Annotated in this window: 1 protein-coding gene (running past one end of the window); it reads left to right on the top strand. The window is 71.9% G+C overall.

Going from position 1 to position 13,418, the window contains the following annotated elements; genetic code table 11:
- Window positions 1-13,418: the beginning of a non-ribosomal peptide synthase/polyketide synthase gene (locus tag ACX114_RS19915; RefSeq protein ID WP_459300018.1), read on the top strand. Its footprint extends 24,355 nt past the window's final position; only the first 13,418 of its 37,773 coding nucleotides appear in the window; its start codon is at window positions 1-3; the stop codon falls past the right edge of the window.

Genomic DNA, 13,418 nt, shown 5'->3' on the forward strand with positions numbered 1-13,418 from the left:
GTGCACGACTTCTCGCGAACCCTTCCTGGCGTCCTGCTGAAGCTTGCCCAAGGGCCGTCCGCCCACGCGCCGCTCTACACGTTCCTGGATGAGTCCGACGGTGAAGAGACCGTGTGGAGCGCGGCCGATCTGGACGTGCGGGCGCGGCGAATCGCGGCGGCGCTGCGTGAGCGGGGCGCGCAAGGCGAGCGCGTGCTGCTGCTGTACCCGCCGGGGCTGGACTACATCGCGGGCTTCTTCGGCTGTCTGTACGCGGGAGCGGTGGCGGTGCCCGCGTATCCGCCGGACCCGATGCGGCTGGAGCGCACCCTGCCCCGCCTGCGCGCCATCATCCAGGACGCGCGCGCGTCGGTGGTGCTCACCACGTCGGGCATCCTCGGGCTGTCGGACTTCGTCTTCGAGCAGGCGCCGGACTTCCGCGCGCTGCACTGGATGGCGACGGACGCGTTGCCGGAGGGCAGCGAGCGGGACTGGGTGGCGCCGGAGGGCTTGGGGGCGGAGTCGCTCGCGTTCCTTCAGTACACATCCGGGAGCACGGGCACGCCGAAGGGCGTGATGCTCACGCACGGCAATCTGCTGCACAACCTGTCGCTCATCCACGGTGCGTTTGGAGCGCGTGCGGACAGCGTGGGCGTCATCTGGCTGCCGCCGTACCACGACATGGGACTCATCGGCGGCATCCTGGAGCCGCTGTACGGGGGCTTCCCGGTGACGCTGATGTCGCCGATGTCCTTCCTCAGGAGGCCCCTGGCGTGGCTGGAGGCGGTGTCGCGCTTCGGGGGCACCATCAGCGGTGGGCCCAACTTCGCGTTCGACTTGTGCGTGCGAAAGAGCACGCCGGAGCAGCGGCGGGCGTTGGACCTGAGCCGGTGGGAGGTGGCCTTCTGCGGCGCGGAGCCGATTCGCCCGGAGACGCTGGAGCGCTTCGTGGAGGCGTTCGGCCCGAGTGGCTTCCGGCGTGAGGCCTTCTACCCCTGCTACGGCCTGGCGGAAGGCACGCTCATCGTCTCTGGTGGAGAGAAGTCAGCGCCGCCGGTGTCGGTGACGATTTCAGGTGAGGCGCTGGAGCGGCACCGCGCGGAGGAAGCGGGCGCGGAGGAGCCTGGGGCGAGGACGCTGGTGGGCTGCGGCCGGACACTGGCGGAGCAGCGAATCGCCATCGTGGACCCGGAGACGCTGGAGCGGCGTGGGCCTGGGGAGGTGGGCGAAATCTGGGTGTCAGGGCCGAGCGTGGCCCAGGGGTACTGGGGCCGGGAGGACGCGACGCGCGAGACGTTCCATGCGCGCATCGCGAGGGAGGACGGCGGGCCGTACCTGCGCACAGGTGACTTGGGCTTCCTGAGGCCGGAGGGCGAGCTGTACGTCACGGGACGGCGCAAGGACCTCATCATCCTGCGAGGGAGAAACCACTACCCGCAGGACCTGGAGGCGACGGTGGAGGGGGCGCACCCGGCGCTGAGGCCCGGGGGCGGCGCGGTGTTCTCCGTGGAGGTGGGGGGCGAGGAGCGCGCCGTCGTCGTGCAGGAAATCGACGTGCGGCGGCTGGGAGGACTGCGGGAGCAGTTGGCTGCGGCGGACGCGGCGGTGGGCACCATCCGTCAGAAGCTGGCGGAGTCGCACGAGGTGCAGGCGCACGCGGTGGTGCTGATTGAGCCGGGCAGTCTGCCGAAGACGTCCAGCGGCAAGGTGCAGCGGCATGCGTGCCGTGCGGCCTTCCTCGCGGGAACGTTGCAGGAAGTGACGGCGTGGCGGGCGGTGCCGCCGGGTGGCACGGCTCAGGCTCCCCTCCCCGCTTCATCCGCAGCGCCAGGTTTCGGCGCATCCGGGCCGTTGGCTGAAGCCTCCGGCGTTCCGAGCGACGGCAGGCCCGGGTCCAACACGGCGCCGAGCATCGGCGCATTCGGACTGGTGGCTTCGACTGAGGCCTCTGATTCGGGAGCCGCCGTCTCCCCTGCATTTGGCTCCGTCCTGGCCAACATGAGCCCCATGCAGGACACCGGCGCATCCGGGCGGGTGACTTCGACTGAGGCCTCTGATTCGGGAGCCGCTGTCTCCCCCGCATCCGGCTCTGTCATGACCGGCATGAACCCCGCGCCGGAGATCGATGAATCCGGGCGGGTGGCTTCCACTGAGGCCTTCGGTGCCGGAGCCTCCGATCCATCCGCATCCAGCTCTGGTGGGGCCGGGCCCAGCCCAGCGCCGGGCATCGGCGTATCCGGGCTGATGGTTTCGTCTGAAGCCTCCAGTTCCGGAGCCGCCGTTTCATCCGCATCCGGCTCCGTCATGGCCGGCATGCCTCCCTCGCCGGACTTCGGCTCGTCCGAGCCGGTCGCTTCGACTGGGGCCGTCGGGGTCGGCCCCTCTGCTTCAGCCGTCCAGGGCTCCGGCAGTCTCGGGTCCGACATGGCGCCGGAATCGAGAGCAGCCGAGTCATCGAGTCAGGAAGGCGGAGCGCTGAGTCCGTCCGCTCCTGACGCGGGTTCGAGAGCACACGAAGCAGCGCCCGTCTCCGTGGGCCTGCCTGAAAATCTGGACGAGGCGGCGCTGGTCGCGTGGCTGCGCGATGTCGTGGCCCGTCACATGCGCATGCGCCGTGAGGACATCGATGTCGATGCTCCGGTGACGCGCTACGGACTGGACTCGCTGGGCGCGGTGGAACTGGCGCACGAAATGGGAATCGGCGCGACGCGCCTGGCGGTGCCCATGGAATGGTTGCTCCAGGGACCGAGCATCACGTCCCTCGCGCGACAGTTGATCTCGGCCCGGACGCCAGTGTCCGTCCCTGCATCGAGCACGCTGCTTCGCCGGGATGTGCAGGGTGACCGGGCGGCGTCCTTCGCGCAGGCGCGGCTGTGGTTCCTGGACCGGTACGCACCGGGCGACGTGACCTACAACCTCCCCGCCGCCGTGTGGCTGGAAGGCGAACTGGACGTCGCCGTGTTGCAGGACAGCCTCCTGGTGCTCGCCGCGCGCCATGACGCGCTGCGGACTTCCTTCCGGGAACAGGACGGACGGCCGCTTCAGGTCATCTCGAAGTTCGCATCCCTGCCGCTGGCGCGCGTGTCACTGGAGTCCCTGCCCGCCGACACCCGTGAGGCTGAAGCCTCCCGGTGGGCCCATGAGGAGGCCCGCCGCCCGTTCGTCCTGACTCAAGGGCCGCTCGTGCGCGCCACGCTGCTGACGCTGGACGAGCGCACGCATGTGCTGGTGCTCGTCATGCACCACGCCGTGTCCGACGGCACGTCCATGGCCGTGCTGGTGCGCGAGATGTCCGCCCTCTACGCGGCGCTGCGCGAACATGGCCCGTCGCCGCTGCGCGCGCTGCCGGTGACCTACGCGGACTACGCCGAGTGGCAGCGCGAATGGCTGGGCGGCGCCGCGCTGGCTTCGCACCTGGACTACTGGCGCCAGCAGCTCTCGGGCGCACCCCGCTTGCTGGATCTGGCCACGGACCGGCCGCGTCCCGCCGAGCGTGGGACGCAGGGCGCCCGCGTGCCGGTGGTGTTCGACTCGCGGCTCGCTGAGGCGGTGCGCGCGCTGGCGGTTCAAGAGGGCGCCACCCCCTTCATGGTCCTGCTCGCGGCCTTCCAGGCGGTGCTCGCGCGTCGCTCCGGACAGGACGACGTCAGCGTGGGCACGGCCATCGCGGGCCGCGACCGCGCGGAGTTGAAGGGCCTGGTGGGCTTCTTCGTCAACACGCTGGTGATGCGCACGCGGCTGTCCGGCGCGTCCACCTTCCGTGAGCTGCTGGGCCGGGTGCGCGCGACGGCGATGGGTGCGTACGCGCACCAGGACGTGCCCTTCGAGAAGCTGGTGGAAGCGCTCCAGCCCACGCGCGAGCGCGGACACACGCCCCTCTTCCAGGTGATGTTCATCCTCCAGGGCGCGCAGGTGGGCGCCCCCGCGCTGCCGGGCCTCCAGTCACGCTTGATGGACGTGCATTCGGGCACGGCGATGTTCGACCTGACGCTCTCGCTCTCCGAGTCCGCGCGGGGCTTCGAGGGCTGGCTGGAGTACGCCACCGACCTCTTCGACGCGGACACCGTGGCCCGCATCGCTGGCCACCTGCGAGTGCTGCTGGAGGCCGCCGTCGCGGATCCTTCGCGCCACGTGGATGTACTGCCGTGGCTGGATGCCGACGAGTCGGAGCACCTGCTCGCGCTGTCGCGGGGTCCCGATATCGAGTTCCCGTCGGACGCCACCCTCTCCTCACGCTTCGCGGCGCAGGTCGCCCGCACGCCGGATGCCGTGGCGCTCGTCGCTGGGGAGCACCGCCTGACGTACCGGGAGCTGCGCGCTCGGGCCCGGGCCGTGGCGCACACGCTGAGGCAGCGGGGTGTGGGGCCGGAGTCAGTGGTGGGCCTGTGCGTGGACCGCTCGGTGGATCTGGCCGTGGGGATGCTTGGCATCCTCGAAGCGGGTGCGGCGTACCTGCCGTTGGATCCGGCGTACCCGGCGCAGCGGCTCGCGGCGATGTGGGAGGACTCGGGAGCGAAGGTCCTCGTGGGGCCCCGGCGCCTGGAGGACGTGATCGCGGTGCCGGCCGAGCGCCGGTTCTTCCTCGATGACGTGAACCCTTCGGTGGGCGCGGACTTCGTGCGCTCCGCGAGCGACGCGCGGACGCTCGCCTACGTGCTCTACACGTCGGGTTCGACGGGGCGGCCCAAGGGCGTGGGCGTGCCGCACCGGACGGTGATGAACTTCTTCCGCGCGATGGATGCGCACGTCTCGCCGTGCCCGGGCACGTGGCTGGCGATGACGAGCATCTCGTTCGACATCTCCGTGCTGGAGCTGCTCTGGGCCTGGACGCGCGGCTTCCAGGTGGTGCTCGCGCCCACGGGCCTGGAGCCCGCCGCGTTCGCGGACCTGCTGGAGCGCCACGCCGTCACCCACTTCCAGTGCACGCCGTCGTACGCGAGCGTCCTCGTGGAAGAGCCCCGGGCGCTGCATGCGCTGGGCGGGCTGCGCCAGATGCTCGTGGGCGGCGAAGCGCTTCCAGGGAGCCTCGCCTCGAAGCTGCGGTCGCACGTCCCCGCCCTGCTCAACATGTACGGCCCCACCGAGACGACGGTGTGGTCGTCCATGCATCGCGTGGAGACGGCCACGGCCGGCACGGTGTCGCTGGGCCGGCCGCTGGCGAACACGGGGCTGCACGTCCTGGATGACCGGCTGAGGCCGGTGCCGGTGGGTGTCCCCGGTGAGCTGTTCATCGGCGGTGAAGGCGTGGTGCGCGGCTACCTGGGCCGGCCAGACCTGACGGCCGAGCGCTTCGTGCCGGACACGTTCCGCGACGCGCCGGGCACGCGGATGTACCGCACGGGCGACCGGGTGCGCTGGAGCGCGGACGGGACGTTGGAGTTCCTGGGCCGCATCGACCACCAGGTGAAGCTGCGTGGCTTCCGCATCGAGCCGGGCGAAATCGAAGCCGCGCTCCGCATGCACCCCGAGGTCCGAGAGGCCGTGGTCGACGTGCGCGAACAGCGGCTCGTGGCCTACGTCGTCCCGGCATCCGCGGAGGCCGGCGTCCTGAGTGAACACCTGCGCTCCCGCCTCCCGGAGTACATGGTGCCCTCGGCCTTCGTTGGCCTGGACGCACTGCCCCTCACGCCCAACGGCAAGGTGGACCGAGGTGCCCTGCCCGCCCCCGCGGCGCCTGCCGTCACCGAGGACACCGGCCCGCTGACGCCGCTCCAGCAGAAGCTGGCCGCGTTGTTCCAGGACGTGCTTCGCGTGGAGCGCGTGGGCGCGCACGACGACTTCTTCGCGCTCGGTGGGCATTCACTGCTGGCCACCCAGCTCGTCACCCGGGTGAGCGCCCGGTTCGGCGTGGACCTGCCCGTGCGCGCTCTGTTCGACGCACCCACCGTGGCAAGGCTCGCGGAGCGCATCGAGGCGCTCCCCTCCCGATACCCCGCCGAGCCCATCCCCACCGTGTCCCGGGACGGGGCGCTGCCGCTGTCGTTCGCGCAGCAGCGCATGTGGTTCCTGGACCAACTGGAGCCCGGTCAGGCCCTCTACAACATCCCCCTGGCCCTGCGGCTCTCCGGTCCCCTGGACGTGGACGTGCTGCGCCGCACGTTCGCGGAGATCGTCCGCCGGCACGAACCGCTGCGGACCACCTTCGAGGATCACGAGGGCCAACCGCTCCAGCGCATCCACGCGCCGCCCTCGGACTGGCCGCTGCCGGTGGAGTCTCTTCCCGAAGGCGCCGATCGCGACGCCATCCTGCGGCAGCGCATGCGGGAGGACGCGACCCGGCCGTTCGATCTGGGCACCGGTCCGTTGCTGCGCACGCGGCTGCTCCGGCTGTCCCCGGACGAACACGTGCTGCTGCTGTGCATGCACCACATCGTCACGGACGGCTGGTCCATGGGCGTGCTCGTGCACGAGGTGGGCAGCCTCTACCCCGCGCTCGCGGCGGGACGTCCGTCGCCGCTTCCGGCGCTGGAGGTGCAGGCCGCGGACTTCGCCGCATGGCAGCGCCAGCAGGAGGACTCCGAGACGGCCCGGGCCCGGCTGGACACCCTCAAGGAGTCCCTGAAGGACGTGCCCGTGCTCAGCCTGCCCGCCGAGCAGGGACAGCCCGGGACCCGGTCGACACGTGGAGGCAGCCATGTCTTCACGCTGCCTGAGTCCCTGGTGCGTTCGCTGGAACAGGTGGGCCGCGACCGGGACGCCACGTTGTTCATGGTGCTGATGGCCGGATACCAGGCCGTGTTGTCGCGCTACTCCGGGCAGGACGACTTCGCCGTGGGCATGCCGGTGGCCCACCGCACCCGGCCGGAGCTGGAGCCCCTCATCGGCGTGTTCCTCAACACGCTGGTGCTGCGCGCCCGCCTGGACGGAGCGCCTCGCTTCTCCGAGCTCCTGGACCGTGTGCGCGAGTCCTCCCTGGCCGCGTACGCGCACCAGGACGTGCCGTTCGAGAAGCTGGTGGAGGCGGTGGTGCACGCACGCGGTGGAGACCGCACCCCGCTGTTCCAGGTGATGTTCGTGCTGCAGAACGCGCCGCTGTCCACGCCGTCCCTGCCCGGCGTCCACGTGGAGCGGCTGCACACCTCGACGGAGACCGCGCGCTTCGACCTCATCCTGTCGCTCACCGCGCGGGACGGCGGGCTGGAGGGCACGCTTGAGTACAGCCGCGACCTCTTCTCCGAGGATGCGGCCGCGCGCTTCGCGACCCACTTCCGGGTCCTGCTGGAGGCCGTGGCCCACGACGCGGCGACGCCCGTGTGGCGGCTGCCCCTGATGGACGCGGCGGAGCGTGCGCGGGTGCTCGAAGCCTTCAGCGCACCGGACCTCCGGCCGCTGAGCACGCCGTCCCTCCTGGAGTGCTTCGACGCGCAGGTCCAGCAGGCTCCGGAGGCCGTGGCCGTGGAGCACGAAGGCCACACGCTGACGTACGCGCAGTTGGATGCACGGGCGAACCAACTGGCGCGACACCTGCTGGTCCAGGGCCTTCCGCCCGAGGGCCGCGTGGGCCTGTGCCTGGAGCGCGGCCTGGACCTCGTCGTGGGCATGCTCGGCGTCGTCAAGGCGGGCGGCTGCTACGTGCCGCTGGATCCGGCGTACCCGGCCTCGCGGCTGACATTCATGTTCCAGGACGCCGGGCTGTCGCTGGTGGTGACGGAGCGCGCGCTGCCTCCTGTCGTCCAGGACCGCTCGTGGCCCACGGTGAGCCTGGAGGCGGACCGGGACACGATCGCGAGCCATGACGCGTCCGCTCCGGGCGTGCGGCTGCTGCCCGACGCGTGGGTCTACGTGCTCTTCACGTCGGGCTCCACGGGCACGCCCAAGGGCGTCGGCGTCACGGCCGCCTCCATCGTTCACGTGGTGCGGGACACGGGCTACATCCAGCTCGGGCCCGACGACCGCATGGTGCAGGGCGGGACGCCGTCGTTCGACATCGCGACCTTCGAGGTCTGGGGCGCGCTGCTCAACGGCGCCCGGCTCGTCATCCTGCCGCGCGAGGTGACGCTGGATCCGGCGCGGCTGGCTCGCACGCTGCGGGAGACGGGCGCCACCACGGCCATGTTCCCCACGGCGCTGGTCCACGCCGTGGCGCGAGAGGTCCCGGACGCGTTCGCCACGATGCGCGTGGTCTTCTGCGCGGGCGAAGCCGCGAACCCGGAGGCGATCCGCGCCGTGCTGCGCGCGGGGCCGCCGGGCCGGCTGGTGAACTTCTATGGCCCCACGGAGACCACCGTGGGCGCCACCACGCATGACATGCACGGCCTGCCGGAGCATGTGACGTCGGTGCCCATCGGCCGGCCGATGACGCGGGTCCAGGCGTACGTGCTGGATGCGCACGGCCAGCCCGTGCCCGTGGGCGTCCCGGGGGAGCTGTACATCGGAGGGGCCGGGGTCGGCCGGGGCTATGTGGGCCGCCCCGCGCTGACGGCGGAGCGCTTCCTGCCCTCGCCCTTCGGTGACGTGCCCGGCGCACGGCTCTACCGCACGGGCGACCGGGTGCGCTGGATGGCGGACGGGACGCTGGACTTCCTGGGCCGCCTGGATCACCAGGTGAAGCTGCGCGGCTTCCGCATCGAGCTGGGAGAGGTGGAGTCCATCGTCCGCCAGCACCCGGCGGTGAAGGCCGCGGTGGCCTCGGTGCTCGACGACGGCGAGGGCGATCCGCGCCTCGTGGCGTGGTACGTGCCCCGCTCGCCGATGGAGGCGGCGGAGCTGCGCGCCTTCGTCGCCGAACGGCTGCCCGCGCCGCTGGTGCCCTCCGCGTTCGTGGCGCTTCAGGCCCTTCCCCTCACGCCCGTGGGCAAGGTGGACCGCAAGGCCCTGCCCGCTCCGGATGCGCGCTCGGTCGCCGTGGCGCCTTCGAAGCCTCAGCGGATGTCGCCCTTCCAGCAGCGGGTCGCGGACCTGTTCCGCGACGTCCTGCGCGTGCCGGACGTGGGTGTGCACGATGACTTCTTCGCGCTGGGTGGCCACTCGCTGCTGGCCACGCGGCTCGTGTCCCGCTTGCGCTCCACGTTCCAGGTGGAGTTGCCCCTGCGCGGCCTCTTCGAAGGCGCCACCGTCGCGGACGTCACCGACCAGGTCGAGGCGCGACTCCTCGCGCGCACCGGCCTTCCGCGCGTGCCCGCGATCCGCAAGGTGTCCCGAGACGGCGAGCTGCCCCTGTCCTTCGCGCAGCAGCGGCTCTGGGTGATGGAGCAGCTGCAACCCGGCGCCACGCCCTACCTCCTGCTGGGCGCGGTGCGGATGGAAGGCGCCCTGGACGCGGAGGCCCTGCGCCGCGCGCTGGAGCTGCTCGTCGATCGTCATGAAGCGCTCCGCACCACGTTCACGTTGAAGGGCCGAGAGCCCGTCCAGGTCATCCAGGCCACGCCCCCGTGGGCCCTGCCCCTGACGGACCTGACCGGTGTACCGGCGGAGGAGCGCGAGGCGGAGGTGCGGCGGCTCGCGAGGGAAGAAGCAGCACGGCCGTTCGACCTCGGCACGGGACCGCTGCTGCGCACCCGGCTCCTACGGCTGACCCCGTCCCATCACGTGCTGCTGCTGGGCATGCACCACGTCGTCTCCGACGGCTGGTCACTGGAGGTGATGGTGCGCGAGGTGGCCACGGCCTACGCGGCCTTCGCCTCCGGCGCGGCACCCGAGCTGCCGGCCCTGCCCGTGCAGTACGCGGACTTCGCGGCGTGGCAGCGCGGCTGGCTCCAGGGCGACGTGCTCGCGGACGAGGTCGCATGGTGGAAGGAGCAACTGGCCGGTGCGCCCCGGGTGCTGGAGCTGCCCACGGACAAGCCGCGCCCCACGACGCGAAGTCCGCGCGGCGCGCTCCTGCCCGTGCACGTGCCTCGTGAGCTGACGGACCGCCTGTCGGAGCTCGCGCGGCGGGAGGGCGCCACGCCCTTCATGGCGCTGCTGACCGTGTGGCAGATGTTGCTGTCGCGCTACAGCCGGCAGGAGGACCTGCTCGTCGGCGCCCCCATCGCGGGCCGCACCCACGGCGACGTGGAGGGGCTGGTCGGCTTCTTCGTGAACACACTGGTCCTGCGTGCGCGGATCCGTCCGGACGATTCCTTCCGCGCGCTGCTGGGACAGGCGCGGGACACGACGCTCGCGGCCTATGAGCACCAGGACCTGCCGTTCGAGAAGCTGGTGGAGGAGCTCCATGTGCCTCGCGACCTGGGGCGCACGCCGCTGGTGCAGGCCGTGGTCGCGCTCCAGAACGCTCCGGCCGGGGTGCTCGAAGCGCCTGGACTGAAGATGGAGCTGCTGGAGGTGGACGCGGGCACGGCGCACTTCGACCTGGGCCTGCTGCTCACGGAGACGCAGGACGGGCTGCGCGGCTCCATCGAATACAGCACCGACCTCTTCGAGCACGACACCGTGGCCCGGCTCGCGGGCCACCTGCGCGTGCTGCTGGAGGCCGCCGTCGCCGTGCCGGACGTGCCGGTCTCCCGGCTGCCCTGGCTCACGCCGGAGGAGCGCCAGCAGGTGCTCGTCGCGTGGAACGACACCGCCCTGCCCTATCCCTCGGACAGCACCGTCGCGGCGCGCTTCGAGCTGCACGCCGCGCGGCAGCCGGACGCCATCGCGGTGGAAGACGGCGAAGCCCGGCTGACGTACGCGCAGCTGGATGCCCGGGCGAACCAGCTCGCTCACGTCCTGCGCTCGCGGGGCGTGGGACCGGACGTGCCGGTGGCGCTGTGCCTGGAGCGAACCGTGGGCTTCGTGGTCACGGTGCTCGGCATCCTCAAGGCGGGCGGTGCGTACGTGCCGATGGACGCGTCGTATCCCGCGCAGCGGCTGCGCTTCATGCTGGAGGACGCACGGCCGCACCTGCTCGTCACCACTCGCGAGCTGCACGGGCGGCTGCACCTCCCCGACGCGTCCCTGCCGTGCCTGTTCCTGGAGGAACTGGCGCTGGAGGACCAGCCCGTTACCGCGCCGGAGACCGGCGTGGGGCCGCGCAACCTGGCCTACGTCATCTTCACGTCCGGCAGCGGCGGACGGCCCAAGGGCGTGGGCATCGAGCAGCGCGGGCTGCTGCGCCTGATGCACTCGGCGCCGTACACGCGCTACGGGGCGCGCGACACGGGGCTGCTCTTCGCGCCGGTGTCCTTCGACGGCTCCGTGCTGGAGCTGTGGACGCCGCTCCTGCACGGCGGCCGGCTCGTCGTCTTCCCGGGCCACGTCCCCGCGGGTGACATGGACGCACTGGCGAACGTCGTGGAGCGCCACGGCGTCACCTTCGTGCACCTGCCCTCGGGCCTCTTCTCGCAGTTGATGGAGCACCGGCCGGACATCCTCGGGCGGCTGCGGGAACTGCACGCGGGAGGCGACATCGTGTCCGCGCCGCATGTGCGCCGGGCCGTGGAGTCGCTGGGCATCCCCTTCACCAACGCGTACGGACCGACCGAGTGCTCCGTGGTCGCCACCACCTTCACGGTGGAGCGGCCGGAGCAGGTGGCCCTGTCCGTGCCCATCGGTGCGCCGCTCTCCAACACGTCGGTGTACGTGCTGGACGCGCGGCTGCATCCGGTGCCGGTGGGCGTGCCGGGCGAGCTGTTCCTCGGGGGCGACGGCGTGGCCCGGGGCTACGTGTCCCGGCCGGACCTCACGGCGGAGCGCTTCGTCCCGGATGCGCACGGCGCGACACCCGGCGCCCGGCTGTACCGCACGGGGGACCTGGTGCGCTGGCGTCCGGACGGGACCCTGGAGTTCCTGGGCCGCGCGGACCAGCAGGTGAAGGTGCGCGGCTTCCGCATCGAGCTGGCGGAGGTGGAGGCCGCCCTGCGCGATCTGTCCGCGGTGCAGGAGGCCGCGGTGGTGGTGCGCGAGGATGTACCCGGAGACAAGCGGCTCGTCGCCTACGCGATGCCCCGCGGGGGGCAGGTGCTGGAAGCCTCGGCGCTGCGCGCGGCGCTGCGGCAGCGGCTGCCGGAGTACATGGTCCCGTCGGTGTTCGTGACGCTGGCCACCCTGCCCCTCAACCCCAGCGGCAAGGTGGACCGCAAGGCGCTGCCCGCGCCGGATGCCGCGTCCACGGGACGGCAGGTCCGCTTCGTGGAGCCGTCGCACCCGCTGGAGCAGCGGCTGGCGCCCCTCTTCGCTCGCGAGCTGGGCACGGACCGCGTGGGCGCGCAGGACCACCTCTTCGAGGAGCTGGGAGCCACGTCGCTGACGGTGGTGCGCCTGGCCGCGCGCCTGCGCGAAGAGCTCCAGCGCGAGGTGCCCGTGGTGTGGCTGTTCGAGCACCCCACGCTCGAAGGGCTCGTCCAGCGGCTGGAGCGCGAGTCCCAGGGCTCGAACACCGCACCGTCCGTGGCCCCGGCCCCCGGTCACCGTCCGCGCGAGGCGTCGAAGCCGGGCGCGTCCGGTTCCATCGCCATCATCGGCATGGCGGGCCGCTTCCCCGGCGCGATGACGGTGGCGGAGTTCTGGCGCAACCTGCGCGGAGGCGTGGAGTCCATCACGCGCTTCGCACCGGAGGAACTGGAGCACCTGCCCGTCCTGCCCGAGGGCGTGGAGCTGTGGCAGCACCCGGCGTTCGTCCCGGCCGCGGGCGTGCTCGACGGCGTGGATCGGTTCGACCACACGTTCTTCGACATGTCGCTGCGCGAGGCGCAGTTCACGGATCCGCAACAGCGGCTGTTCCTCCAGACGGCGTGGGCCGCGCTGGAGGACGCGGGCATCGATCCGGAGCGCTTCCCTGGAGCCATCTCGCTGTACGCGGGGGCCACGGGCTCCGGGTACACGGACGCCGTGCGCCAGGCGATGCCAATGGACGCGGCGTCGTTCATGGAACTGCAGGGCACGGCCACGCACGAGAGCCTGGCGACGAAGACGTCCTTCAAGCTGGGGCTCACGGGCGAGAGCACGCTAATCTACACCGCGTGCTCCACGGGTCTGGTGGCGGTGCACCTGGCCTGCCAGAGCCTGCGCGTGGGCCAGTCCGACGTGGCGCTCGCGGGCGCGACGCGCCTGGCGGTCCCGCAGCGCACGGGCTACGTGGCGCAGGAGGGGCTCATCTTCTCCCCGGACGGCCACTGCCGTGCGTTCGATGAGAAGGCGGGCGGAACGCTCTCCGGCAACGGCGTGGGCACGGTCGTGCTCAAGCGTCTGGAGGACGCGGTCCGGGACGGCGACTCCATCTACGCCGTCATCCGGGGCTCGGCCATCAACAACGATGGCCGGAACAAGTCCGGCTTCACCGCGCCCAGCGTGCAGGGACAGGCGGCGGTTGTTTCCCAGGCACTGGCCAACGCGGGTGTGTCGCCCGAGGCCGTGGGCTACGTGGAGGCCCATGGCACCGCGACGCCGCTGGGCGATCCGATTGAAGTGGCGGCGCTGACTCGCGCGTATGGCCTGGGTGCCGAGCACCGGGGGCGCATCGCGCTGGCGTCGCTGAAGACGAACGTGGGGCACCTGGACACGGCCGCGGGGCTGGCGGG

The organism is Corallococcus sp. M7 (assembly GCF_054512695.1).